Annotated in this window: 25 protein-coding genes; 11 read left to right on the forward strand and 14 right to left on the reverse strand. The window is 37.3% G+C overall.

Annotated elements, in window-relative coordinates:
- Nucleotides 1-93 precede the first annotated feature (93 nt).
- A complete protein-coding gene (locus ACFSR8_RS00695) occupies nucleotides 94-390 on the reverse strand; it encodes a putative quinol monooxygenase (RefSeq protein ID WP_380288023.1) in 297 nt (98 codons plus the stop codon).
- A gap of 11 nt (nucleotides 391-401) precedes the next feature.
- Nucleotides 402-1,268: an SAM hydrolase/SAM-dependent halogenase family protein gene (locus ACFSR8_RS00700; protein ID WP_380288025.1), complete on the reverse strand. Its 867-nt coding sequence runs from the start codon at nucleotides 1,266-1,268 to the stop codon at nucleotides 402-404.
- A gap of 138 nt (nucleotides 1,269-1,406) precedes the next feature.
- Between ACFSR8_RS00700 and ACFSR8_RS00705 the strand changes: the two genes are divergently transcribed.
- A complete protein-coding gene (locus ACFSR8_RS00705) occupies nucleotides 1,407-2,360 on the forward strand; it encodes a PhoH family protein (RefSeq protein WP_380288028.1) in 954 nt (317 codons plus the stop codon).
- Between the two features lie 101 nt (nucleotides 2,361-2,461).
- Nucleotides 2,462-3,418, forward strand: a complete 957-nt coding sequence (locus ACFSR8_RS00710; protein ID WP_380288032.1) for a phosphoribosylaminoimidazolesuccinocarboxamide synthase — start codon at nucleotides 2,462-2,464, stop codon at nucleotides 3,416-3,418.
- A 162-nt stretch (nucleotides 3,419-3,580) separates the two neighbouring features.
- On the opposite strand, the gene ACFSR8_RS00715 is transcribed toward ACFSR8_RS00710, so the two are convergent.
- The 5 genes from ACFSR8_RS00715 to ACFSR8_RS00735 form a co-directional block, all read right to left on the reverse strand.
- Nucleotides 3,581-5,527 carry a T9SS type A sorting domain-containing protein gene (locus ACFSR8_RS00715; RefSeq protein ID WP_380288034.1) on the reverse strand — a complete coding sequence of 649 codons (1,947 nt, stop codon included), beginning with the start codon at nucleotides 5,525-5,527 and terminating at the stop codon, nucleotides 3,581-3,583.
- 122 nt (nucleotides 5,528-5,649) lie between these two features.
- A complete protein-coding gene (locus tag ACFSR8_RS00720) occupies nucleotides 5,650-6,741 on the reverse strand; it encodes a helix-turn-helix domain-containing protein (protein WP_380288036.1) in 1,092 nt (363 codons plus the stop codon).
- Nucleotides 6,742-6,899: 158 nt separating this feature from the next.
- Complete coding sequence (locus tag ACFSR8_RS00725) at nucleotides 6,900-7,544, reverse strand: HAD family hydrolase (protein ID WP_380288038.1); 645 nt, start codon at nucleotides 7,542-7,544, stop codon at nucleotides 6,900-6,902.
- Between the two features lie 9 nt (nucleotides 7,545-7,553).
- The gene (locus ACFSR8_RS00730; protein WP_380288040.1) at nucleotides 7,554-8,336 is read right to left on the reverse strand and encodes a carbonic anhydrase; all 783 of its coding nucleotides are present in this window, start codon (nucleotides 8,334-8,336) and stop codon (nucleotides 7,554-7,556) included.
- 135 nt (nucleotides 8,337-8,471) lie between these two features.
- On the reverse strand, nucleotides 8,472-9,128 hold the full coding sequence (locus tag ACFSR8_RS00735) for a YceI family protein (RefSeq protein WP_380288042.1): 657 nt from the start codon (nucleotides 9,126-9,128) through the stop codon (nucleotides 8,472-8,474).
- 167 nt (nucleotides 9,129-9,295) lie between these two features.
- Here ACFSR8_RS00735 and ACFSR8_RS00740 point away from each other — a divergent pair, with 167 nt between their 5' ends.
- From ACFSR8_RS00740 to ACFSR8_RS00775, 8 genes are all read left to right on the forward strand, one after another.
- Entirely contained in the window at nucleotides 9,296-9,862 is a 567-nt protein-coding gene (locus tag ACFSR8_RS00740; protein WP_380288044.1) for a nucleotide exchange factor GrpE, read from the forward strand.
- Nucleotides 9,863-9,871: 9 nt separating this feature from the next.
- Nucleotides 9,872-10,987: a molecular chaperone DnaJ gene (gene dnaJ, locus ACFSR8_RS00745; RefSeq protein ID WP_380288046.1), complete on the forward strand. Its 1,116-nt coding sequence runs from the start codon at nucleotides 9,872-9,874 to the stop codon at nucleotides 10,985-10,987.
- A 330-nt stretch (nucleotides 10,988-11,317) separates the two neighbouring features.
- A complete protein-coding gene (locus ACFSR8_RS00750) occupies nucleotides 11,318-12,250 on the forward strand; it encodes an ABC transporter ATP-binding protein (RefSeq protein ID WP_380288048.1) in 933 nt (310 codons plus the stop codon).
- Nucleotides 12,247-13,560, forward strand: a complete 1,314-nt coding sequence (locus ACFSR8_RS00755; RefSeq protein WP_380288050.1) for an ABC transporter permease — start codon at nucleotides 12,247-12,249, stop codon at nucleotides 13,558-13,560. Before ACFSR8_RS00750 ends, ACFSR8_RS00755 begins: the two co-directional genes overlap by 4 nt.
- 1 nt (nucleotide 13,561) lies before the next feature.
- Complete coding sequence (locus ACFSR8_RS00760) at nucleotides 13,562-14,461, forward strand: mechanosensitive ion channel family protein (RefSeq protein ID WP_380288052.1); 900 nt, start codon at nucleotides 13,562-13,564, stop codon at nucleotides 14,459-14,461.
- A gap of 1 nt (nucleotide 14,462) precedes the next feature.
- A complete protein-coding gene (locus tag ACFSR8_RS00765) occupies nucleotides 14,463-15,347 on the forward strand; it encodes a DUF6268 family outer membrane beta-barrel protein (protein WP_380288054.1) in 885 nt (294 codons plus the stop codon).
- A gap of 4 nt (nucleotides 15,348-15,351) precedes the next feature.
- Entirely contained in the window at nucleotides 15,352-16,515 is a 1,164-nt protein-coding gene (locus tag ACFSR8_RS00770; RefSeq protein ID WP_380288056.1) for a sigma-54-dependent transcriptional regulator, read from the forward strand.
- Nucleotides 16,516-16,688: 173 nt separating this feature from the next.
- Complete coding sequence (locus tag ACFSR8_RS00775) at nucleotides 16,689-17,567, forward strand: PPK2 family polyphosphate kinase (protein ID WP_380288059.1); 879 nt, start codon at nucleotides 16,689-16,691, stop codon at nucleotides 17,565-17,567.
- Nucleotides 17,568-17,589: 22 nt separating this feature from the next.
- Here ACFSR8_RS00775 and ACFSR8_RS00780 read toward each other — a convergent pair whose 3' ends face one another.
- The 7 genes from ACFSR8_RS00780 to ACFSR8_RS00810 form a co-directional block, all read right to left on the reverse strand.
- On the reverse strand, nucleotides 17,590-18,240 hold the full coding sequence (locus ACFSR8_RS00780; RefSeq protein ID WP_380288061.1) for a hypothetical protein: 651 nt from the start codon (nucleotides 18,238-18,240) through the stop codon (nucleotides 17,590-17,592).
- 41 nt (nucleotides 18,241-18,281) lie between these two features.
- Nucleotides 18,282-19,847 carry a hypothetical protein gene (locus ACFSR8_RS00785; protein WP_380288063.1) on the reverse strand — a complete coding sequence of 522 codons (1,566 nt, stop codon included), beginning with the start codon at nucleotides 19,845-19,847 and terminating at the stop codon, nucleotides 18,282-18,284.
- A gap of 60 nt (nucleotides 19,848-19,907) precedes the next feature.
- Nucleotides 19,908-20,666 (reverse strand): hypothetical protein, encoded by a 759-nt coding sequence (locus ACFSR8_RS00790; RefSeq protein ID WP_380288065.1) that lies wholly within the window; start codon nucleotides 20,664-20,666, stop codon nucleotides 19,908-19,910.
- Nucleotides 20,667-20,831: 165 nt separating this feature from the next.
- Nucleotides 20,832-21,857 carry a UDP-glucose--hexose-1-phosphate uridylyltransferase gene (locus ACFSR8_RS00795; protein WP_380288067.1) on the reverse strand — a complete coding sequence of 342 codons (1,026 nt, stop codon included), beginning with the start codon at nucleotides 21,855-21,857 and terminating at the stop codon, nucleotides 20,832-20,834.
- A gap of 27 nt (nucleotides 21,858-21,884) precedes the next feature.
- Nucleotides 21,885-23,033, reverse strand: coding sequence for a galactokinase (gene galK, locus ACFSR8_RS00800; RefSeq protein WP_380288069.1), 1,149 nt, complete (start codon nucleotides 23,031-23,033; stop codon nucleotides 21,885-21,887).
- Nucleotides 23,034-23,054: 21 nt separating this feature from the next.
- Nucleotides 23,055-23,939 carry an aldose 1-epimerase gene (locus ACFSR8_RS00805; protein WP_380288071.1) on the reverse strand — a complete coding sequence of 295 codons (885 nt, stop codon included), beginning with the start codon at nucleotides 23,937-23,939 and terminating at the stop codon, nucleotides 23,055-23,057.
- 10 nt (nucleotides 23,940-23,949) lie between these two features.
- Complete coding sequence (locus ACFSR8_RS00810) at nucleotides 23,950-24,942, reverse strand: GntR family transcriptional regulator (protein ID WP_380288073.1); 993 nt, start codon at nucleotides 24,940-24,942, stop codon at nucleotides 23,950-23,952.
- A gap of 143 nt (nucleotides 24,943-25,085) precedes the next feature.
- Between ACFSR8_RS00810 and ACFSR8_RS00815 the strand changes: the two genes are divergently transcribed.
- Nucleotides 25,086-26,732 (forward strand): sodium/sugar symporter, encoded by a 1,647-nt coding sequence (locus ACFSR8_RS00815; RefSeq protein WP_380288075.1) that lies wholly within the window; start codon nucleotides 25,086-25,088, stop codon nucleotides 26,730-26,732.
- Nucleotides 26,733-26,947 lie beyond the last annotated feature (215 nt).

Consider the following 26,947-nt stretch of genomic DNA (forward strand, 5'->3'; position numbering starts at 1 on the left):
TTGTTAAGTCTTTCATTCAGGTCGGCTAATTTAAAAAAATAGTATTTCTTTTACTGCGACTGCGACTGCGACTGCGACTGCGACTGCGACTGCCTACTTCATCGTTTCCAATTTATCCACGCTCCAAGCCTCAGGTTTCGCATTAAAAAGTGCTTTGGTTTGGTCCCAAACAGATTTAAATAACTCTGAGTTTCGATAACGTTCCAAATCGCTTTCGTCATTCCAATAGCTATAAGTAAAAAAAATATTGGGGTTAGTTTTGTCTCTGTAAAGCTCCAAAAACTCACAGCCTTCAAAACCTCTAATCTTAGTTTTACTGCTTTCAAAAATATTCAGGAATGTTTCTATGGACTGTGCCTCAAAGCTCATTTTTACGATTCGTACCAGCATAAAATTCTATTTTAAAATACGTCCTCTTTTTGTGGCACAACGGGAACCGTAATGAAATCAATGCCAATAGCGTCGCGGATTTGTAGCCCCATCAGCGTAGCGGCACTACCGTGTTTTTTAGAATCGCTTTTATACATCGCAATTTCCAAAAACCCTCCTGAATTAAATACAACTAGGCCTTTGCCCTCGTCTTGACGTTTTTCCTTTGGTATGTCAAAATTGATAAAATCGCTGTACTTTTTATAAATGGTTTTGAACTTGTATTGGCGTGCGGTAATTTCAAATTTACGGCCTTTTTGAATCGTTTCGAAAAAGGACCTTCTGATGTTGGTCACCACATTACCATAGGCATCAATGTAAATCACCCGACCGATAATTTTGGTCTTGTCCTCATTCACATAAGGCTTCAAATTATTGATAGGCTTGATGTTGTTGATCGGTTTGCCAATCACCTCCAAAGTTCCGCCACGGGCAATATGGCAAGCTACTTTTACAAAAACGTCCAAAACAGGAAAACTGCTCTGAATTTTATCGTGGATATTGATTTCCACAATTTTCCGTGGTGCAATTTCCGAACAAATCATACTCATGATGCCGTTGTTGGCACATATAAAATAGTGGTCGTCCAGCTCAATGGCAATATGCTTGTTCTCAGGGTTGAGTTCAGCGTCAATACCAATAATATGGATCGTCCCTTTTGGGAAGCTACTGTATGCGTTTTGAATAATATATGCCGCTTCTGGTATGTTAAACGGCGAAACGCCATGTGAGATATCAACAATATTCACATCGGGCAGTTCACTGAATATGGCACCTTTGGTAGCCCCAGTAAAATGGTCTTTTTCACCGAAATCGGTAGTTAATGTGATGATAGCCATGGGCAAAAAATTGTTGATATGTTTTTAATGTTGGCTCACCCAAATTTATGTATTTTTGGATGCATTAAAACAGTTTAGCAAAGCTAATAAATCATTTCAATTTATTAACCTGTAAACCATTAAACTAATAACATACTTTTGAACGAAATTATTATTGAACTTGAAGAAATAAGTCCAAAAGAATTTTTTGGGTCGCAAAATGCGAATATTGAACTTCTTAAAAAGTATTTCCCTAAGTTAAAAATTGTAGCGCGTGGCAATAAAATAAAGGCCTTTGGTGACGAAGAGTTGCTTGAGGAGTTTGATAGGCGCATTGCGATGTTGCTAAAACACTTTGGAAAATATAACAAGCTGGATGAAAATGTTATAGAACGGGTTTTGACAAGCCAAAGTAGCGAAGATTATAAAACTTCTCAACAAAGTGGAGAGGTTATCGTACACGGTGTAGGAGGTCGCTTGATAAAGGCCCAAACCGTAAACCAGCGGAAATTAGTGGAACTGATGCGCAAAAACGACATGGTGTTTGCCATTGGTCCTGCCGGAACTGGGAAAACTTATACTGGGGTGGCTTTGGCAGTTCAGGCATTAAAAAACAAGGAAGTAAAACGTATTATTTTAACTCGTCCTGCGGTAGAGGCAGGTGAGAATCTTGGGTTTTTGCCTGGGGATTTAAAGGAGAAACTAGACCCCTACATGCAACCGCTGTATGACGCTTTGAGGGATATGATTGCACCTGAAAAATTGGCAAATTATATTGAAAAAGGTACCATTCAAATTGCACCATTGGCCTTTATGCGTGGGCGTACTTTGGACAATGCTTTTGTGATTTTAGATGAGGGGCAAAACACCACCCATGCCCAAATGAAGATGTTTTTAACCCGGATGGGGAAAAATGCCAAGTTTTTGTTGACGGGCGACCCCGGACAAATCGATTTGCCGCGCAGGACGATTTCAGGTTTAAAGGAAGCGCTATTAATTTTGAAGAATGTAGATGGAGTTGGCATCGTATTTTTGGACGATAAAGATGTGATTCGTCATAAATTAGTAAAGAAAATTATTGCGGCATATAAAAGTATAGAAAATAGAGAGTAAAAAGCGCCATTGTCCTTCAGGCATTACCCCAACGGGGAGATAAAAAAACAGATTATTAAGCTTTGCGCCTTCGCACCTTTGCGCGAGATAAAAATTTAAACGTGGCAGAAAAAAACAACACCATAACCGATACCAATTTCAACTTTCCGGGACAAAAAAACGTCTATAAGGGAAAAGTTCGGGAAGTTTATAACATTAATGACGAGCAACTGGTCATGATAGCAACGGACCGCCTTTCGGCATTCGATGTGGTAATGCCAAAAGGGATTCCTTATAAAGGTCAAATCCTAAACCAGATAGCGACTAAAATGATGGCGGCAACGGAAGATTTAGTGCCAAATTGGTTAACCGCAACCCCGGACCCCAATGTGGCCGTGGGTCATTTATGTGAGCCTTTTAAGGTAGAAATGGTAATCCGTGGCTATATGTCTGGTCATGCGGCACGAGAGTATAAAGTAGGAAAGCGTATGCTTTGTGGGGTGCCAATGCCAGAAGGTATGAAAGAAAATGATGCCTTTCCAGAGCCTATTATTACGCCAGCCACCAAAGCAGAAATGGGCGACCATGATGAGGATATCTCCAGAGAAGACATACTTGCAAAAGGTATAGTTTCAGAAGAAGATTATATAATTTTAGAGGATTACACACGTAAATTATTTCAGAGAGGTTCAGAAATTGCAGACTCAAGAGGTTTAATATTGGTAGATACCAAGTATGAATTTGGAAAAACTAAGGACGGCAAAATTGTTTTAATTGACGAAATACACACACCAGATTCTTCACGTTATTTCTATGCCGACGGATATCAAGAACGTCAAGATAAGGGTGAAGCTCAAAAACAACTTTCTAAAGAGTTTGTACGCCAATGGCTCATTGCAAACGATTTTCAAGGCTTGGAAGGACAAACAGTACCATTCATGAGTGATGAGTATATAGAAACTGTTAGTGAGCGTTATATAGAGCTTTATGAGAATATTACAGGCGAAACATTTGTTAAAGCAGATGTAAGTAATATTCAAGAGCGCATAGAGAAAAATGTTTTGGAGTATTTGAAATAAATAGTAGTTATTTAAAAAACTATTTTTTTAAACCAAAATTTAAACTCATAAAAAAAGACCTTTAGGAAGGTCTTTTTTTGTGAGTCAAGATAGAAAATACAATTCTATCATAAGTTTTTTCTAAAACAAAATTATATCCTATTGGAAATAAGCATGTTAGGTTTAATTAGCAATCACAAGCTTTTTAGTAATAGTATCTGCTCCAAAATTAATGCGAACAAAATAGACGCCACTCTTTAAATTACTCACGTTATACTCAAAAGAAAGATTGTTTTTTGCATTTGAACTTTTATGCAAAGTTTGTATTCTTCCAACTATGTCTATTAGTTCAATTTTGACAGGGTTAAAATCAGATATACCTATATCTATTTTAAAGTTTTTTTTTGCTGGATTAGGATGAATCTTAAGGGTTTTATTATCTATTCTCGAAGTTTTAACAGATAAAGGATTAGATGCTCCTAACTCTCCATTGACAGAAAAAACAAGAGCACTAAGTTTCCAACCAGCACTTGGTGTTGTAACGTAAGTAGCTACTAACTTACCTTCTGCAAAAGTTTCATTATTAGATTTTAGTGAAAAGTTAGAAATAGATTTAGCTAGAAAATCATCAAAAAATTCAAATTCAGAATTATCTATTTCTAGTGAAAGATTATAGTTTTTTGAAAAATAAAGATTAACAAAATCGTTTACAGTATATTCTAAAGATTCATCTGTGTTTAGTGGACTGTTAATTAAAAAACATGGCGCGTTGGCATTAGAGAATAGCTCAAGAAAACCTGTGTCGTTATCAAGATTAAGCATTAGCATGGCATCGTTTAAGCGTTCTAACGGCGTATTTGATATGGGTAATGTAGAGTAATCAAAGTTATCATTTAAATCAACATAAGTGTTGTTTAATGTGGCGTATTTCCATCCGTTATTCGTTTTTGTGTATAAAAATAAATCTATTCCAAACCCTTCGTTTACATTGTTTATAAACTCGTCAAATCGAGCAATGGATAAAGCTACATTACCATGCAATTCAAATTCAGTTTCTGATATATCTACTCGATAAGGCGATGGTCTTGAAAAACTTCTAGACCACCTTAATGCATGACTTTCAAAAAGACTAAATGATTCATTTGATTTAACTAGAATGTTAACATTTACGTTATTATTTAAGTATAATGCAAGATGTTCAGATGCTTTTTTTTCTGCCACAGTACTTTCAAAATCAAGATAAACGGTTTCTAATTCTTCTAATGCTAAAGTGTCTGGATGAGATTTTATGATGTTCTCAATAGAAGCCCAATAAATATCGGAACTCGTATTACTATCACGTCTAGTAAACATTATATTCTTTCCATCGGGTGTAACCGTTGGAGAAAAATCATGAAATTCAGAGTTGATTTTGTCTCCTAAATTCACACCTTCGCTCCAAGCACATGAGCTAAGCCAGTATGATATATACATATCTGTACTGCCAAACCCACCCGGTTTAGTGGAACAATATATCATATACGAACCATCTGGTGCAATAAAAGGATCGTATTCATTTCCAGGTGAATTAATGGTTGCAGGTAACTTTTCTATTTCTGGATAATCTTGACCTACAAGCTTAGAATAATAAATATCACCATCTTTAGAAAAGTAAAGTGAATTGTCGTTGGTTAACGTAACATACCATTCATTGGAAGATGAATTAACAGGACCATTTAGAGGTGTCGCTAAAGACCATTCTGTAGCTGTTTTTATTGATTTATAAATATCTACAGAACCTGAAGCTCTGCCCGAAAAGTATAGGGAATTAGAATCTGGACCAAAAAAAGGATGCCATGCATTAGTTGCATTTTGAAATGAAATTTCTTGGGGTGTTGTCCAAGCATCATCAACTAAATTGCTAATATAAATTTTCCCTTGATTCCAGGCATCATTAGTAACAGTAAAGCTGAACTGTTTAGCGTCAGGAGAAAAATGAGAATCTTGTTCAAATCTATTATTTAACGAAATAGATGAAGGTGCAAAAATTTCGGCAAGTTCCCCAGGAGGCTCTTGTCCGTAATAATTATTTTGTGCATTTGTTATTATTGTACTTAGTGCAAGTAAAAAAAGAATTACATGTTTTTTCATCGATATTATATTTAAAGATTGATAAGAATCTTCAAATGAAGTTTTTTTTTACTCCCGTATCGACTGAATAGTGTAAGATTACATAAAGTTGAACGTTTTTATTTGTATAATTTTAGTTAACCTTAAAATTCAAGCTTTTTTAAAATATCAGATTTATACCTTGTGCGATATTCTGTAGGGGTTAGTCCTGTTTCTTTTTTAAAAGATGCATTAAAAACAGACTTATTGTTATATCCTGCGTCGTATAAAATTTCTAAAATGGTTTGGTTATTTGTTGGGTTTTCTAATGCTTTTTTGGCTTCCTTAATACGATATGAATTGATAAAACCAAAGAAGTTTTGATCAAAGGCAGAATTTATAACTTTTGAAATAATCCTTTGGTGAATTCCAATCTGTTTAGAAAAGAGTTCAAGGTTAATTTCAGAATTCAAATATGGTTTATTCGATTCCATAAATTGCTTTATGGCATAAGTGTATTTTTTGCAATCTTTATCTGATAGGTTGTAGCCACTTGCTTTCTTGGTATATTTTTGAAATTGGAATATTGTTGGCATATTCAACGCATACCAAATAATAAGATTACTACAAATAAAGAGTAATACCAGCGCAAAATTTGAAATAGAATTTTGTACGTCTTTATTAAATCCTATAGCTTCAAGAATATTTTTGAGAGCAAAAGCACACCATACAATTAAGAATCCAACTAAAAAATTTCTTAACCATTGATATTCATTAACAAAATCTGCGGAACTCTTTTTTTCTTTTATGGCGATTAGAGATTTTATTAAAAAAAAGAACATTAAAGTGTAATAGCCAATATCAAATAAATAGTCTTCCGTTTTTGTAATATACTTGGTAATATTATTTTGCCATAAGATAAACTTGACCGATAAATAGGTTATATATATAAAACTAGGAATAAAATATATTATTATTTTTTTTCTAAGTATTGGTTTGCTAGCGTAAATTAATTTACGTGTGTATAACCAAATAAGAGGAGGATAAATCCAAAAAGAGGTTTCAAAAAATACACTATATATGGGGTTTACTCTGATAAATCCTTCAAGTTGAAAAGACAGTAAAGCTATACCTTTAAAAAGTAAAAAAAACGCTAAAAAACGTAATCCTTTTTGAGTTCCTTTTTTGCTTAACAACATTAGCAACCCAATAGACAGGAATTGATAGGATAAAATTTTGATTAGCAATAGATTCATCACATTACCGGTTTCATAACAATCATAAGTTAAATAATACGAAGTATAAGTAAATACATAATGTTAGCTCGAATATGCTACAATAATACAATTTTAGTTTCCTATTTTAAGTTACAGGTGTGTATCTAATAATTGATTTTATTTAAAAAGAAATAAATCTATTCTAATATTTTGATTAGATCTGTAGGTGTTTCTAATATATAATCGGCTCCAGCTTCTATTAGCTCTTCTTTGGCCCTAAATCCCCAGCTTACGCCAACGGCAAGCATTTTGGCGTTTTTGGCTACTTTTATATCAACAGAAGTATCCCCTAAATATATGCTTTCTGAGGGATTAACCCCAAGTGAGCGACAGATTTCCAATAAGACTTTGGGGTTGGGCTTTTTTAAATGCTCTTCTTTTAATCCAATAGTTGGTGAAACGTAACTGGGAAGAAGGCTTGAAGCTACTTTTTTGGTCAAAGAATCTTCCTTGTTGGATAATACACTTAGCTTAATGCCGTTGGAGTTTAGAGTGTGTAAAAGTTCCAGAGTGCCTTCGTAGGCCACTGTTTTATGGGTGCAGTTCCTGCTGTATATTGTCATCATATCATGAAGGCATTCCTCGATAAGAAGTTCATCTGCTTCGGGAATTGCCTTGACAACTAGGCTCCGTACCCCATGACCGACAAACGTTTTGTAAGTCTCATAGTCGAAGGTTTCATAATTACGTTTTGTAAGTACCATGTTCATGGCGTCGGCTATGTCGTAAATCGAATTTACTAACGTACCGTCAAGGTCAAAAATAACTGCTTTATACTTCATTGGTGAAATCTAGTAATAATATTTGACTGACCGGTTATTTATAGGCTGTTCATTTCTATAATTATTCAGGGGCATGTTATTTCTCAATTTAATAACCTCCTCCACCGATAAAACAATAGGTTCCTTAAATACAATCCAATTAACACCCTCGCTACATGGAGGGGTGGTCAATGAACCGCCGTAGGAATAATAATGTTTGTTCTCTAAAAATAATCCGGAAAGATCAATTTTTTGATGGATATCCTTTATTTCGCCATTTTTTAAAGGCAAAAAGCTTTCAAAGAATTCGAACAGTTGGCTTTCTTCGCCTTCTTCTCCCAACAATCCTAAAACGGTAATGTTTCCTGTTTTGCTGATATGCACCAAATGCATTTCAATTGGATAAATTAACCCATTTATTTTATGCTCTGATGGTTCGTGAAAATGGATTTGCTTCAAATAATAAGTCTCGTTTTTATAATTAATGGAGTCACCAGCCTCAAAATCAAACTGTACGGAATGTCCATTATTTTCAACTTCTTTTAGAAGTGTTTTAGGGGAGTATAGAATTTTCAACTCATCGGACATCTGGATGGAGTCAGCCCTTCGATGGATAATATTTATAGGGGATTGATGGTTGCCATCGCAGTCTGAATTTTTCTCAATTTCAGCCCAGTTTTCAGGTGAGGTTTCACCAGAATAACTCCAGTGTGCATTGGCCAAATGCGATTTGTGTTTTTCCTTATCGTATTGTACGCAGGATAACAGTAACAATAATTGGGCAAAGCAGATAAAACCGATTTTTGCTTTCATGGTTTTGTAGTTGTTAGTTTAGACTACAAAATTAAAACGAAATAAAACCCCAATGCCTTACATTTGTCAGTTTTCACAAAAAAAAACCACCCCAAAATGAGGTGGCTTCAATAAATATTTGAGTTAGTCGCTCTATTAAGCTTTTTTAGCCGTAAGATTTACTTTTAGCTCGATATCGTCATTGATAAATTTATCACCTAAGTTGTCGAAGAAGGATTTAGATCCGTATTTCACCTCCCATTTTGAACGGTCAATAGTGAAACTCTCACTAGTCAGTATCAACATATCTCCATTTTGGGAAACTGAAACCGGGAAAGTAATATTTTGCTTAATCCCTTTTATGGTTAGATTCCCGGAAAGCATAGTTTTGCCTTCAGACTCTTCAATTCCAGTAACTTCAAACGCGGCATTAGGATGATTTTCAGCATCAAAAAAGTCTGCACTTTTAAGGTGCCCTGTAAGCTTCGCGTTCATTTTGTCATCGGCTGGTAAATCCAAAACGGTAATGGAGCTCATGTTTACAAGGAAGGATCCGCTTTCAATAGCGCCTTCATTTACCTTCAGCACCCCAGAGTCCAATTTAATGGTACCGTTGTGCGTTCCAGTTGGTTTGAAGCCTTTCCATTCTATAGTTGACGAGTCGATATCAGCAACATATTTTATAGCCTCAACCTTAGCTTCGGCAACTGTTTCCGCATTCGATGTCTCTGCTTCTTTAGCTTTATTTTTACATCCTACTACCACAAGGGCAATAGCGCAAATTCCAAGAAGATTTAGAAAATTCTTTTTCATTTTGTAGTGTTTTTTAGTGTTAGACATGCAAATCTAACAATTTGTTTCACAAAAGAAAATAAAAATTAAACAAAATGTGTGAATTTTTTTTGATGACAATATGGCATTTTAGCAATAATGGCAGTACTTTTGCCAACCGAAATAGAGTAGTATTAAATTGATACATCATGGCTAAAAAGAGTAAAGCGAAAGATATTGAAAAGGAGCAGGTTAATGGCTTGGAAAACGAAGCGGTAGCAGTTGAGGAGCAGGAACAAAACTCTTCCGAAAAGGAAGAACTAACTGCGGAACAGAAGTTGAAAGCCGAGCTTAAACAGGAAAAGGATAAGTATTTAAGGCTTTTTGCAGAGTTTGAAAACTACAGAAAGCGTACATCTCGAGAGCGTGTGGAGTTGTTTGCTACTGCAAGTGAAGATGTGATGAAAACTTTGTTGCCGGTATTGGATGATTTTGAGCGTGCCCTAACGCATATTGAAGAAGATAAAGAGGCCGAGGAATTAAGAAAGGGCGTATTGCTTATTTATAAAAAATTGTTGTCCACTTTAGAGCAAAAAGGACTGAAGGCCATCGCTATTGAAAAAGGAGATACTTTTGATGCCGATATTCACGAGGCTGTAACACAAATTCCAGCACCATCTGATGATTTGAAGGGCAACATTATTGACGTTATTGAAAAAGGGTACAAGCTGGGCGAAAAAATTATCCGTTATCCAAAAGTGGTAATAGGCTTATAAGAAAACATCATGGCAAAAAGAGATTATTACGAGGTATTAGGAGTTGGCAAGGGTGCGAGTGCTGGTGAAATAAAGAAAGCTTACAGGAAAAAAGCTATCGAGTTTCACCCGGACAAAAATCCAGACAATAAGGAGGCTGAAGCAAAATTTAAAGAAGCGGCAGAGGCTTATGAGGTTTTGAGTGACCCTGATAAAAAAGCACGATACGACCAATTTGGACACCAAGCCTTTGATGGAGCCGGCGGTTTCGGTGGTGGAGGTATGAATATGGATGATATTTTCAGCCAGTTCGGTGATATTTTTGGGGGTGCTTTTGGTGGTGGATTTTCTGGTTTCGGCGGGGGCGGAGGCCAACGTCGTGTTAAAGGGAGCAATCTTCGTATCCGGGTTAAATTGACCTTGGAGGAAATTGCCAATGGCGTGGAAAAGAAAATTAAAGTAAAGCGCAAAGTCCAGGCACCGGGAACTACCTATAAAACCTGTTCTACGTGTAATGGAACAGGGCAGGTTACCCGCATTACCAATACCATTCTGGGACGCATGCAAACTTCGGCGCCATGTAATGTTTGTGGTGGTGCAGGACAGACTATAGATAAGAAACCTGCAGATGCTGACGCTCAGGGCTTAAAGGTGGCTGAGGAAACAGTTTCCATCAAGATTCCAGCAGGCGTTGTTGATGGCATGCAATTGAAAGTCACCGGTAAAGGAAATGAAGCTCCTGGCAATGGTATTTCTGGTGATTTATTGGTGGCCATTGAGGAATTGGACCACGAGGCCCTGCAGCGCGAAGGGGATAATCTGCATTATGATTTATATGTAAGTTTTCCAGAGGCCGTTTTGGGGACTTCAAAAGAGATTGATACCGTAACCGGTAAGGTTCGGATTAAGGTGGAAGCTGGTGTTCAATCAGGAAAAATACTGCGTTTGCGAGGCAAAGGTATTCCAAGTATCAACGGCTATGGCAAAGGAGATTTGTTGGTGCATGTTAACGTTTGGACGCCAAAGACTTTAAATAAGCAACAACGTGAATTTTTCGAAAATATGCTGGAAGACGACCACTTTTCGCCAAAACCGGAAAGCTCGGATAAATCCTTTTTTGAAAAAGTGAAGGATATGTTTTCGTAGCTGAGAATAATGTAAAAGAATTCTGAAATTTCTTTATTTCGAATAATTTTTCGTGCATAAAATAACTTATCTTAATAGTTTTGCTATTAGTTGAGAAAAAAAAACTATATTTGATTATCGCTAATTAACATTAGTGATAATTTTTCTTTTTCATAGCAATTTTTTTCCCATCCTTAATTTCGATTGAGGGTGGGTTTTGTTTTTGGGAGTGTTCTGATTGAACAGATGCCTGAATTCTTTTGCAGTTTTCCGTTTATTTTTTGAAGCTATTAGCCTTATTTGACTCACCAACATTTAATATCTTTACATCCGCTTATCAAAAAACGATGAATGAATAACCTATTGGAAGTTAATGGTGTTAGTAAAAAATTTGGAGGTTTTACTGCACTCAACAATGTGTCTATTTCTGTTCCCAAAGGCAGTATTTATGGCCTTTTGGGCCCAAATGGTGCCGGAAAGACGACCTTGATTAGAATCATCAATCAGATTACTATACCGGATTCCGGCTCTGTTTTTTTAGATGGAGAACCATTAAAACCATCACATATAAAAGATATTGGGTATTTGCCGGAAGAACGCGGTTTGTACAAGTCCATGAAGGTTGGGGAGCAGGCCCTGTATCTAGCGCAACTGAAGGGCTTAAGTAAAACCGAAGCAAAAGAACGCTTGAAATACTGGTTTGACCGATTGGAGATCGGAGATTGGTGGAACAAAAAAATTCAAGAACTTTCCAAAGGGATGGCCCAAAAAATACAATTTGTGGTTACTGTGTTGCACCAACCTAAACTTTTGATTTTTGATGAGCCATTTTCGGGTTTTGACCCCATAAATGCCAATTTGATCAAGGATGAAATTTTGAACTTGCGGGACAATGGTGCTACGGTAATTTTTTCGACTCACCGAATGGAATCGGTAGAGGAGCTGTGCGATGATATTGCACTCATCCACAAATCAAACAAAATATTGGACGGCAAGATTTTGGACGTTAAACGCAGCTATCAGGCCAATATATATGAGATAGGTGTAAAAAACGCAGATCCAGAAGCATTGCATCAACAATTGGGGGAGCAATTTGAAACTGCTCCTGCTCATTTTAAAAGCCTGGACGATGTTTTAAAATTGAACATCAAACTCAATGGCAGTCAAACCCCAAATGATTTATTGCAATACCTCACCTCAAAAGGGGAGGTGTCCCATTTCGTGGAGCGAATTCCAAGTGTCAACGATATTTTTATTCAAACGGTAACCCAAAATAACCTATGAACCACTTACCACTTATCATAAAACGGGAATATCTCTCCAAAGTAAAGAACAGGTCGTTCATTATTATGACCATTTTAAGTCCAGTGATTATGATTGCCCTGATCACAGTGGTGGCCTATTTGTCTCAATTGAATAATGACAAGGTTCGCAGTATTATGGTTTTGGACGAATCGGGAATGGTCACTGATGTTTTTAAGGATACCGAGCAAACTAAATTTACCCCATTAGAACAAATGTCTTTAAAAGATGCCAAGGATTTGGTGGTTGAGGCTTCTGCCTATGGGTTGTTGCATATTCAGAATGAGTCATCTATTGAAAAAATTTCACAAAGCGTAAAATTTTATTCCGAGGAATCGCCATCCTTGACAGTTATTTCAAATTTGGAGCGCATTTTAGGGAGGCATCTTACAGATATAAATCGGGAAAACGCCAATTTAGATGTGGCTCAAATTGAAGCCTCTAAAGTGTGGGTGGATATCAATCAAGAAACCTTTGCTGGCGAAACTTCTTCAAAATTAGATAGTTATTTAAAGTTGGGCTTTGGTGGCGCGGCGGGGTATTTACTCTTCATGTTCATCATTATATATGGTAATATGATAATGCGTAGTGTCATAGAGGAGAAAACGAGCCGTATTATTGAGGTCATCATTTCCTCGGTAAAACCGGTTCAGTTGATGTTGGGGAAAATTATTGGCACTTCTTTGGCAGGGCTGACCCAATTTGGCATTTGGATTTTTCTTGGGAGTATTTTACTGGTTATCGTCTCCATCATTTTTGATATCGACATGACACAAATGCGTACCCCACAACAAGCAATGTTGGAACAAACTTTAGAAAATCCCGAGATCAATGCGCATATTCAGGAGGGAATGACGGCATTTTTTAACCTGCCATTGGCCAATTTGATCATAGCATTTGTACTATTTTTTATTGGCGGGTACCTGTTATACAGTTCGTTGTATGCAGCTATTGGTGCTGCCGTGGACAATGAAACAGACACGCAGCAATTCATGATGCCAATCATTATGCCTTTAATTTTAGCTGTTTATATTGGTATATTTACGGTGATTGAGGATCCGCACGGTACGGTGTCCACGGTGTTTTCGTTTATACCTTTTACATCGTCCGTAGTAATGCTAATGCGAATCCCCTTTGGTGTACCAGTTTGGCAACAGTTGCTTTCGTTGGCGTTGTTGATAGGTACCTTTATGTTCACAGTATGGTTTGCGGCCAAAATTTATAGGGTAGGCATATTGATGTATGGCAAGAAACCAAGTTATAAAGAGCTAATGAAATGGATAAAATATTGACATGCCTTTTCAATTAAAAGAAATAGAAGAAAAGATTACAGACAGTTCCGCCTGGGAGAAAATCAATGCTGTGCTTGATGCCCATTACGATTTTAGCGATGGTATCAGTATTTCTGTAAAGGATGTGCTGGTTATCATTACCGTAATATTCTTTACCACTTTACTATTAAAGCTCGTTTTTAGAATACTTACCAAGAAATTACCCGAGGCGGATAAGACTAAGTTTAATGTTGTTTTTGGTTACTTTCGATGGTTGGTCTATGTAGTCATACTGCTGATCACCCTTCATGCGGTAGGGGTTAATGTGACGGCGGTATTCGCGGCTTCAGCTGCGTTGTTAATTGGAATTGGGCTGGCGCTTCAAACTCTTTTTCAAGATATTATTGCTGGGGTTTTAATCTTATTGGATCAAACTATCCATGTAGGCGATATAATAGAAATAGATGGAAAAATCGGTAGAGTTGAGGAAGTGAAACTACGCACCACCAGAGCAGTAACCCGAGATAATCGGGTACTTATTATACCCCATCATTTATATCTAACAAATAGTTTATACAATTGGACCCAAAATGGTTCTACTACTCGGGAGGGTGTCTCTGTTGGGGTGGCGTATGGAAGTGATGTTCAGTTAGTCAAAAAATTATTGTTGCAGGCCGCATCATCGCACGACATGGTTTTAAAGCACCCCGCTCCGACTGTTTTTTTTGAGGATTTTGGAGAAAGTTCATTGGATTTCAGGGTGATGTTTACCACAAATGATAGTTTTCAAGCCGTTTTTCCGAAGAGCGATATTCGCTTTGAAATCGATAGGCTTTTTAGAGAGCATAATATCAGTATTCCATTTCCGCAAAGAGATATTCATATTATTCAAAATACTTCAGAAGCAAATCTTAAGGAATAATATGTTTCAAAAACTAAAAGGGTTGATTTTCGCAGTGTTTGTTTTCACTGGACTGACTGAGGTGGAAGCGCAATTGACCGATTTAGTGAGAGTGGAATATTCCTTTATTCCACAAAGTAGATCTGAAGACCGATACACCCGTTTGAGGGCACTTTTAAATTATCCAATTAAAGTTAAAGAAGGCAATTATCTTGTGGTCGGTGCAGAATATAACAACATCTTATTAGAGCTTGAGGAGGACTATCCATTTGATGCCAGCAGAATTAATAAAATTCATGTGATAGACCTCAATTTGGCCTATACCTTCAAATGGAACCCCCGTTGGCGCGTAGGGATGAAATTCAATCCAAGGATTGCTTCAACCCTTACGAGAAGTTTGGTGTCCGACGACTATTTTATGAATGGAGGCCTGTTTTTTATTCACGACCGCAAGGACGATGAAAGCTTGAAGCGTCCGTATCGTTTGGTTTTAGGGCTTACTTATAATGCCACCACAGGATTACCTTTTCCTTTGCCTTTTATAAGTTATTTTCGACAGATCAATGACAAATGGAGTTATAATGCCGGTGTGCCTAAATCAAATTTAAAATATGCCTTAAATGGCAAAAGTAACGTGCAGGCGTTTACTGCTTTTGATGGGTACCTTGCCCATTTACAAGAGGTTTCAGTGGTGAATGGGCAGAATGTTGACCATATTTCACTATCGGTTATAGTTGGAGGATTTGGTTACGAATATTTGTTCACTAAACATTTGGTAGGGTATTTGTATACAGGTTACACCTTTAGGCTAAATAACGTTTTAAGGAATTCAAATCGAGATGAAATTTTTAAATTAGACCGCCTAAATGCCTTTTATTTAAGAACTGGAATAAAATTTAAAATTTAAGAATATGCCAAAAATATTGATTATTGAAGATGAAGCCGCTATTAGGCGTGTGTTGGTCAAAATACTATCAGAAGAAAATGATACCTACCAAGTTTCCGAAGCAGAAGACGGATTGAGTGGTGTGGATAAAATCAAAAAGGAAGATTTTGATTTGGTATTGTGCGATATTAAAATGCCAAAAATGGATGGGGTTGAAGTTTTGGAAGCCACAAAAAAAATAAAGCCTGAAGTACCCATGGTGATGATTTCTGGTCATGGTGATTTGGATACGGCCGTGAATACCATGCGTTTGGGGGCATTTGATTATATTTCAAAACCGCCAGATTTAAATCGACTGTTGAACACGGTTCGGAATGCATTAGATAGAAAGGAACTTGTAGTTGAAAATAAAATTCTTAAGAAGAAGGTCAGCAAGAAATACGAAATGATTGGCGAAAGCGATTCCATTTCCCAGATTAAGGAAATGATCGATAAGGTGGCGCCGACCGATGCCAGGGTTTTGATAACAGGACCCAATGGAACAGGAAAGGAATTAGTGGCCCACTGGCTTCATGAAAAAAGCGAGCGAGTGAAAGGCCCGATGATTGAAGTAAACTGTGCCGCGATTCCAAGTGAATTAATTGAAAGTGAGTTGTTTGGGCACGTTAAAGGCGCGTTTACAAGCGCCAATAAAGACAGAGCAGGTAAGTTTGAAGCCGCAAATGGTGGCACCATTTTTTTGGATGAGGTCGGCGATATGAGTTTGTCTGCCCAGGCGAAGGTACTAAGAGCTTTGCAGGAAAGTCGGGTACAAAGAGTCGGTAGCGATAAGGATATAAAAGTGGACGTACGCGTGGTTGCTGCCACCAATAAAGACCTGAAGAAGGAAATCGAAGAAGGTAAGTTTAGAGAGGATTTATACCATCGACTGGCTGTTATTTTAATAAAAGTGCCTGCATTAAACGACAGGCGAGAAGACATTCCTTTGTTGGTTAAACATTTTTCAAAGAAAATAGCTGGCGAGCAGGGTACGGCTCAGAAGAACTTTTCTGATAAAGCCATCAAATTGCTCCAAGATTATGATTGGACCGGAAATATCAGGGAACTACGTAATGTTATTGAGCGTTTGATTATCTTAGGAGGCAAGGAAGTTAGCGAACAGGACGTAAAATTGTTTGCTTCAAAATAGGCTGAATGTCAGGTTGAGGGCAGTCGAAACCTAATAAATTTCACGGATTTTGCATGGACCTTTCGTTAAGTTTCGGTTTGTGCTTTCAATGAAAATATGTTTTCATTTCAGCAATACTCAAGGTGACAATAGCTATTAAATAGGTGTTTTTGCCCTAATTAATGTTTTAAAATATGCGACAAATTACCGAATCAGATTTCAAAATCACCTCAAAAATCAATATTAAGGATTTGCCGACGGCTTTAGATTTAGGCGCGGATGAGAAAGCCGTTGAAAAGGCACTCAAAAAAACCAGAAAAAAACTGGCTGAAATCCAAAACACCATGTATGCCCATGACAAATATGCGGTGTTGATTTGTATACAAGGGATGGATACTGCCGGAAAGGACAGCATGATAAGAGAGGTGTTCAAGAGTTTTAATGTAAGGGGCGTTGAGGTGCATAGTTTTAAAGTTCCAACGGATTTGGAATTGAGCCATGATTATTTATGGCGACACTATATTGCGTTACCGCAACGGGGCAAGTTTGGGGTATTCAACAGGACGCATTACGAAAATGTGTTGGTAACACGAGTGCACCCCAGGTACATTATGGCTGAAAATATTCCGGGAGTAGATTCAGTAGATGATATTGACGATGCCTTTTGGGACAAGCGTTTTGAGCAAATCAATAATTTTGAAAAGCACGTGGCCGAAAATGGCACCATTATCTTTAAGTTCTTTTTAAATCTGTCCAAAGATGAACAAAAGCATCGTTTGTTAAGACGACTGAACAAGCAGGAAAAAAACTGGAAATTTTCATCAGGGGATTTAAAGGAACGTAAACTTTGGGATAAATATCAGGAATGTTATGAAGATGTTTTAAACCGTTCCTCAAAAGCACATGCGCCATGGTACAACATTCCTGCGGATGACAAGCCGACGGCACGCTATATCGTGGCGAAAATTATGTATGACGTGCTAAGCCAATATACCGATATTGTGGAGCCCGAATTGGATGAAGAAACCAAAGCTAATTTGGATTTGTATAAAGCTCAGTTGGAGGGGGAGTGATTTGAGTTGCACGTTTTGAATTTCAGTTTTTGTTTTTAAAGATCATTCTCAAATCCGAAATTAAGTAAAGCCCAACAAATATAAATATTCCAATTGCTGGAATGTATCCCTGATTTGGAATAATGAGAAAGATATTAAGTCCGATTAAAAAGAGACAAAAGGGGTAGGTAAATAGTCTTATTAATATGTTTTTGGCAGACCACTCTTTTTCAGGTTCCTTTTCCTCGACTTCTATATCCAATAATTCAAATATTTCATCAAGCTGGTTCTGTTTTTCAAACCTATAAATCATTCGTGCAAACAAAATAAAAATTGAAGAAAAAGCCGATAAGAAAAGAATTATTGGCCAACTGCCAATAAAATTAAATTCTGTCGGGTTTTTTGGAAACACGAAATACAGAAACCCAAATACTAAAATTCCGATTAGCATTTTTCCAACAGGATTAAGTCGGTCACTAATTTTTATCAGGTGATTGCTAGCATTGAATTCAAATTTGAAAATCGGATAAAAAGATGCATTCCAAAGGTTTTGATTCCAAACTTTTATTTCATGTCTATTAATTTCTCCGGCTGATCTCAAATCTCGGGAAAAGACGTTCCATAAATGATTAAAAAAAGTGTCTTTTCTTTTCAGTTCAATTAGTTTTTCAACATCTTTTTTAGTGACTTCCAATATAACTTTTGAAATTACTGGTAACTGATAAAGTAACTTATTTATTGCTCCTCAGGAAATATAACATGCTGATAAGCCCCCAGATCTGGGCTTGTTGTTCTGCTCACCCCTAAAATATCATTGGGCACCTGTGAAGCAAACGAAGCATCCCCTTTGCCATTAGCTGCCGAATCCTCCCCAATAATCAATAGGTTTTTATCGGTATCCAAAAAGTTGGGGTCTCGGTTAAAAATCATGCCTTCGTAATGGTCGGTATTATCGAAGTTATAATTGGGGCCTTCAAAATTATCGTTGCGGTCTTCAAATCGTACTAGGCAGTTGGTAAATTTAAAATTGAACTCCACAGCCTCATCTTCAATTTCATCCAAAAGAAATTCAGGGTTGTCATTGCCGTAAATGACACAGTTATTGAAATTGGCTTCGATTAAATCGGTTACTGTGGCATTGTTTTCCTCATCCAAAATAAAATTATTAATCAATAGCGCAGGCAGTGGCCTAAAGCTATTATTCCAATAATTAGCAATGGTGCAATGGGTAAAATTATACTTACCTCCTAAAGTAGCAGCCAAAGAGGATTGCCCGGCGTTGTTCAATACGAGGTTTTCACCTAAAATAGAAGTACCTCGGCCCAAAATACCAAAACTCCCCGAGTTGTAAATTTGGGAATTGGTAATGGTCAATTTATTGTTTGGTCCAGTAGCATTGCCGTCACTTAAAATACCGACCAATGCATTCTTAATGGTGGCATAATTGAAGACATTATTCACACTACCCTCCAAAAGCCAAATCGTGCCCCACTGTCCTGGACGTTCTGCGAATCCCGGTTCCAAACGGTCTCCCTCAAAAATCACTTCATTATCCAATGTTTCCTGGTCCGGACTATAAGCACCGTTCACATTTATTGAGGCACCCGCTTGTACTATAATACCCGAGTTTTCATGGAAATGTAGTCTTGCTCCCGCTTCAATGGTCAGGGTTTGTCCAGTCGGTACGGCCATGAAACCGTAAATAACATAGGGTTTTTCATTGGTCAAGGTTAATTGGTTTGCTTCCAATTCACGTCCTGGAAGGTCGGTTTCAATTAATTCACCTCCAATGTTCAAGGTCAAGGTTTCAATAATTTTTGTATCACCATCTCTTTCGGGAAACAAAAAAATCGCATCTTTAATCAAAGTGACTAGTTCAACTTTCTGCATATTGCCACCAGAATCAAACTCAATCGCATCCGTATAAAGCATTTCATTTGATGTGATAGGAGTGATGTCAGTGTTAAAGGTGGTTTCCACAAAAATGAACATGCTATCCTTAGCCAGCAATTCCACATTTTCAAAAGTTTTTCCAGCAATGCCGTCAACATTCAATCTATATTGAGAGTCTTCGCCACGTCCCAATTTTAAGGTGGGAATTAGGATGTCGTCATCGCTTCGATTGTAAACCTTAAGGTTATATGTGCTTGAACCGATATTTTTAAAAATGGTATCCAGATAAACAGTGTCCTTTGAAAACTCCAGGCTACCGGTACTAGGAGAAAATTCAAAATCTTTACGGCAAGAACTCCAAAGGATTAAGAAACCAATGGTGATAAAAAAGTAGAAATGGCGTTTCATTAAAAACTTATGTTTTGATGGCTAAAAATATAACTTTTGAAACGAAGAATTAGTATGATATTAATTTTTTAAACTTAGAGTATCTTCTGTTTTTTTGAAATTTTGGGTAATTTCTGTAAACGACCGACTGAAATTCATCAAAGAATCTAACAGAATCACTTTATTTTCTTCTGTGATGAGACTCTTTTTTAATGCCTTTGTCTCACAATATTCAAGGAATAGGTAGGCATATTCTTCAGGGATGTTCAAGTCATACCGAAGCAATTCCAAATTAAATAGTTTGTCATTTTGAAAAAGGGAATCTAAGGTTTCAAAGGTTATTGTCCCAATGTGTTTTTCTGGTTGTTTCTTTTTGCTTTTTAATAGTTTTTTAAACAGTTTGAATAGTTCCCTAGCATTAGCACCATAAGAATATGATGATTTTGGCATGTATAAATGAGGATTAACGCGTTTATCATAAGCCAATAAGCTCTCTGTCGACCCTTTTAATTCAGACTCTGTAATAGGTTTTGTGCTAAACAATAATACTTCGCCTAAAGCACTTGTTTTTTTCCGAAGTTCAAAAACGATAATGTCTTCAAAGTGTATGGGTTTTAGTTTTATAGCTTTTTTGAGATGGAACAGTGATTCAAAAACTATAGTGTCATTGATTTGAGCGGGAATTGTAAATTCACCATTATTGCCTGTGTAAGTTCTAATTTGTTTGGTGAGGTTAAAAACTTTTATGCCTTTTACGGTAGATTCGTTATCATAAACTTTCCCCTTGATGTTTTGTGATAACAAAGAAAATGGCAATAAAAGAAAAAGGAGGTATTTCAATTTGGCTGTTATTAGATATGCCCAAAGTAAATAGATTTAGTAAGTCCAACCATTGTGATTAAGATTATTTAACATTAGGATTAGGTATCAATTAACTATTTGACAAAAAAAACCTGATGGGGAACTAAGCTACATCAGGTTTCTTTTGAAGGGTATTGTTTAGTTTTAATAAATCAACTCCCGAATACGTTGTACGGCAGTTTCCGCCGTAATATCCCGTTGTGGTGAGCCGAACATTTCGTAGCCCACCATAAATTTCTTGACCGTTGCACTACGCAATAATGGCGGGTAGAAGCTCATGTGCCAATGCCAATGCTTGTTGTCATTGCCATCCGTTGGAGATTGGTGTATCCCTGCAGAATAGGGGAATGAAGTCTTAAACAGTTTGTCGTAAGCCTTGGTCAACACCGCGATAGCCTCGGCGTATTGTAAAGCTTCCTCGTCCGTCATCTCTAAAATATTGGATTGGTGTTTTTTGGGTACAATCATAGCTTCAAAAGGCCAAACCGCCCAAAAGGGTACTAGCACCACAAATCCGGTATTTTCATAAATGATACGTTCCTGTTTTTCTAGTTCCTGAGCCAAATAGGCGCCTAGTAAACTGCTCTCATTTTTGGAATAGTAGTTCAGTTGCTGGGTGTTCTTTTTGTCCACTTCGTTGGGTAAGGTAGATTGGCTCCAAATCTGTCCGTGCGGATGTGGATTGCTACAGCCCATTACAGCTCCTTTGTTTTCAAAGATTTGAACATAGTTGATTTTTGGGTTACTCCCCAATTCCTTGTACTGTTCCTGCCAAGCGAAAACAACTTTTTGTATTTCGTTGGAAGACATCTCTGCTAAGCTTTTGGAGTGGTCGGGGCTAAAGCAAATCACCTTGCAGATACCCGTTTCGCTTTCGGCCACTAAAAGACCATCATTTACCGAAAACGATGGCGAATCACTTTGTAGGGCAGCGAAGTCGTTAGTAAAAACAAATACATCGGTGTATTTTGGGTTGACTTCACCGTTTATCCTTGTGTTTCCTGCACATAAATAGCAACTCTCATCGTATGCTGGACGCTTTTCATTATTTACGGACTCATTTTGTCCCTGCCATGGGCGTTTTGCACGATGGGGGGATACCAGTATCCATTCCCCGGTAAGTATGTTATAACGTTTGTGCGAGTAGTCCTGTAAATGTGTATTCTTCATTTTAATTAGGGTTTTAGTTTGATTGGTTTATTTAACTAAATGTGTGCCGTCCGAAAGTTGAATGAAATAAACAGAACATTCCTTTCCAAACTTCGTTTTATAGGCTTTTGAGGCCGTTTCGGCAAAGGCCTTGGCTTCGCTTTTTGCAACAAGGTTTATGGTGCAACCACCAAAACCGCCACCCATCATTCGCGCTCCCAAAACATGTTTATTTTTCTTAGCCTGTTCTACCAGGAAATCCAGTTCTTCACAACTTACCTTATATTGGGTGGAAAGTCCTGCATGGGATTGATATATTAGCTTCCCCAGTCTTTCCAAATCGCCTTCTTCAATGGCCTTGGCCGCTTTTTCGGTTCGGTTAATTTCTTGGATGACGTAAAGTGCTTTTTGGTAATTGGCAGGTGTCACTTTATCAATTACAGCTTCTAAATCTTCTTCCGATGCATCCCGTAATGCTTTTACATCCAATAATTCTGCAATGGTTTCACATGCCGAACGCCTGTCATTGTATGCACTATCCGATAAACTATGTTTAACGTTGGTGTTTATCAGCATGAGTTGATGATCCTTAAAATTAATTTTATATGGTTTGGATTTTATTGTGCGGCAATCCAAATGCAATGCATGGTCCTTAACACCAAACATACTGGCGTATTGGTCCATAATACCACATTTAACGCCAACATAGTTATGTTCGGCCTTTTGGGAAATAAAAATCATATCTTCTTTTGACAGGCCTAGATCAAATAGTTCATTTAACCCAAAAACTACGCTATTCTCCAAAGCTGCCGAGGAGGACATTCCCGCGCCACCTGGGATATTGCCTTTAAAAATGATATTAAAATCCCCTACAACCTTGTTTCTGTTTTGTATCTCGGCCACTACGCCAAAAACATAGTTTTCCCAGCTGCCTTCTTTGGATGGTTTTATTTTGTCCAGCTCAAATTCAATGGTGCTGTCCAAATCCAAAGCAATCGCTGTACAATGGCCATTATCGCTTTTTTGGATGGCGGCGGCGATGCCTTTGTCAACAGCTGCGGGAAATACAAAGCCGTCATTATAATCCGTATGCTCCCCTATAATATTTATTCGTCCGGGCGAATAAATAAGTATGGGCTCTACTTTAAACGTTTTAAGAAACGTTTTTTTTACATCTTTTATTAATGCCTCGCTCATGATATTATTTAATTTAGATATCTAGTTTATACTCAAATTCCAAGTTATTTCATAGGATTCGTTGGGTTGTAAAATTTCTAGCCCTATTTTATTATTAAAACTATCCGAAACACCCGTTGTTGGCTCAATCGCTATGGTGTTGACTTTTGGAGGGGTGTAGGCCTGCAGAAAATTATTTTTGGATGATGAGCTAAAACGCAGACTGTACTTTGGGGTTTCAAATACGACTTTGTCCGAGTTCAAAATCCAGCAATCATCAAGTTGTTGGTCTTTTATTGGAAAGGACTTTACGTTGTCAATATTAGCTACGCCAGTAGTGATATTGCGGTCGCCCAGAATTAATTTTTGGGTGCTGTCCATCACAATTTTGCTGTCGTAAAGATTGTCACTTACAAAGTAGGGATGCCATCCCAAGGTAAAGGGAAAGGCATTGTTATGTGAATTGGTTACGGTAACACCCAAACTAATGCGATCCTCAAAAAACTCGTAGTCCAAACGGATTTTATAAGTATAGGGAAAACCTTGGGTTTCTTCAGTTTCAACATAAATCAAGGCTATTTTTACAGAATCATCGGATATTTGTTCGTCTAACAATTTAAAGGTTTTATTGTAAACAAACCCGTGCAATGCATTTTGTTCTTCGGTTTGATTCTTATTTAGTTGATAGGCTTGGCCTTCAAAACTGTATTGGCCATCTTTGATACGATTGGCAAAAGGAAATAAAATAGACGAGGCATAGGTGACGTCATATTTTAATGGGGCTAAATCCTGAATTATGGGATGTCCCTTAAGTGTTAGTTCCTGAAGGCTACCTCCGTCATTTAAAAATAGTTTGGCCTTTAGCGTTTCTTTAGAGTTTGATATTTCTAAAATGTTTTGCTCTGAATGTAAGTGTGTTGTGTACAATTGGTTTTATTTAGAGTGATTGTCTTAAAATTAGATGATTTGGGTTTTCAATTTGGTAATTTTCATTATTAGAAATCATTTTAGCCAAACGTTCTCCCATGGCCTTAAAATCTGTGGAAATAGTGGTAATGCCACCTTCCACGATTTCCTTTAGCAAAGTATCGTTATAGGAAATAACACCAATATCTTGGGCTAAAACAAGGTCGTTGTTTCGCATTCTTTTAATAATTCTTAATAAGTTTTTATCGTCTGGAATGATATAAAGTTCGCCTTTTTCTGGGGTTTTATTTTGAAGTGAATCTAAAATACTGTACGCTAAACTTCTGTGTTCACAAAACATGATAAACCCATCGAGCATGCCTCTGGGTTGCTTTTTGGGGTCAAAAGCAAGGACCAATTTTTGGTATTTTTTGATATGCTCATAAGCTTTGTTGAGGTTGTTGAACATATCTTGTTTAAAGTTTTGGTATATGCCGGGATACTTTTTCAATTCTTCTGGCATTTGATCTAGAATATAAACCTTGTCTTCTGGCAGTTTTTTCAGAATGGCATCCGTGTTTTCTAAATTCGCAGGCATTATAATGTAGTGGTTGTAATTGCCGTTATTGTCCTCTATGATCTTATTGAAAACATGAAGATTAAAATGGTGAAAATAAATATCTACTTCAATGCCCTCTTCCAAGTTATTAATGAAAGCATTGTGCAAATCTTCCTTAAAGGCGTTCAATTCGTCAAACAATAAAAGTGCCTTTTGCTTAACATCTATATTTTCGCTGGTAACGTAATAACCTTTGCCAACAACGGACTGAATAATGCCCCTAGTTTTTAGCTCGTTAAAGGCCATCAATACCGTATCCCTCGAAAGACCATTCGCCTCTTTTATACTGTTTATGGATGGGATTTGATCTCCTTTTTTCAATTTACCACGAATAATTGCCTTTTCTATGGAAAATACAATCTGCTGATATTTTGGAACCCCTATTTTGTCTTTAACCTTAATCACTTGAAACACAAAGATACTGAAAAATACGTTAAAAAACCTACTAGACCCTACTAGTTGGTTTTTTTATAAATTCGTCCAACATTTATTAAATTAAAAACATATATTTGGAAATCCTTTATTAATAACCAACTAAATAAATTTTTATGTCAGCAGGATTCGGTACTTGGGATTATGTGGTGTTTGTGGCCTATGCCATTTTAATTCTGGGGGTGGGACTTTGGGTGTCCCGTGACAAGAAAGGGCACCAAAAAAATGCAGAGGACTATTTTCTGGCAAGTAAATCTTTGCCATGGTGGGCTATTGGTGCTTCACTGATTGCAGCAAATATTTCGGCCGAACAATTTATAGGCATGTCTGGTTCTGGTTTCGCATCTGGTTTGGCCATTGCCTCCTATGAGTGGATGGCGGCACTAACTTTAATAATTGTAGGGAAATATTTTCTACCGATTTTTATTGAAAAGGGGTTATACACTATTCCAGAATTTGTTGAAAAGCGGTTTTCTACCAATTTAAAGACCATTCTTGCTGTTTTTTGGATAGGTCTTTACGTGTTTGTTAATCTTGCTTCCGTACTATATTTAGGAGCTTTGGCATTGCAGACTATTATGGGAATCCCTTTGATTTATGGTATTATGGGGCTGGCTATGTTTGCTGCAGCATACTCTTTGTATGGAGGGTTGTCCGCTGTAGCCTGGACGGATGTTATTCAAGTAGTATTCTTGGTGCTAGGCGGATTGGTAACAACTTACTTGGCATTAAATACAGTTTCGGGTGGCGAAGGTTTTGTTGCTGGTCTAACTACTGTTTATGAAACCGTTCCTGAAAGATTTGAAATGATTTTGGATGAGTCCAATCCGGAATATAAAAATTTACCTGGTATCGCCGTTCTTGTTGGGGGCATGTGGGTCGCAAACTTGTATTATTGGGGATTCAACCAATATATCATACAAAGAACCCTTGCTGCCAAATCTTTGGAAGAATCTCAAAAGGGCATTTTATTTGCTGCATTTTTGAAATTACTAATTCCGCTAATAGTTGTTATACCCGGTATAGCGGCCTATGTTATCATAAACGACCCAGAACTAATGGCAGGCTTGGGTGATATCGCATTACAAAACTCTCCTCTTGAAAAGAAGGATAACGCTTATCCGTGGCTATTGCAGTTTTTGCCAACAGGCCTCAAAGGAGTTGCATTTGCCGCCCTTGCAGCCGCTATTGTGTCATCGCTTGCTTCAATGCTAAATTCTACTTCTACCATCTTTACTATGGATATTTACAAGGAGTATTTTAATAAAGATGCGGATGATAGGAAAACTGTAAATGTTGGTAGAATCTCAGCCACAATTGCTTTGGTTATTGCATGTATTATGGCCCCTCTTTTAGGAGGGATAGACCAAGCATTCCAATTTATACAGGAATATACTGGTATTGTTAGTCCAGGTATTTTGGCTGTATTTTTACTGGGTCTTTTTTGGAAGAAAACTACCAATAAGGCGGCAATTACTGGAGCATTAACGTCTATTCCTATAGCGATGTATTTTAAGGTGGCGCCCAAAGGGTGGTCGTCTTCACCTATTTTTGTGGATGTGCCCTTTATGGATCAAATGGGCTATACCCTGCTGCTTACAATGGGCGTAATCGCTTTGGTAAGTTATGCCCAACATAAGGGAGCAGATGATAAAAAAGGCATCCCGGTTACCAAACAGTTGTTCAAAACTTCACCTTTGTTTAACATTGGTGCATTTGCAGTAATGCTAGTATTAACGGTACTCTATGCCTTGTTTTGGTAAATGCTTTCTGAACGGATAAACAATAACTTCAACCCTTACGTTGGAGCTTTTTTGTGCCTGTTAAGGGTGATCTTACTTATAGTTGAAAGTTAGGGTTAAATCCAATGAACCTTGAAGTGATGTAATCGGCTGAATAATTCCATTAAATCTATCATAAACTATTTTCCTCTTTTTTCTAAAAGTAGTATTTTGGCACGGTTATTAGTTATTTACTT

It is taken from the genome of Hyunsoonleella rubra (genome assembly GCF_042684665.1).
Lineage (GTDB): Bacteria > Bacteroidota > Bacteroidia > Flavobacteriales > Flavobacteriaceae > Jejuia > Jejuia rubra.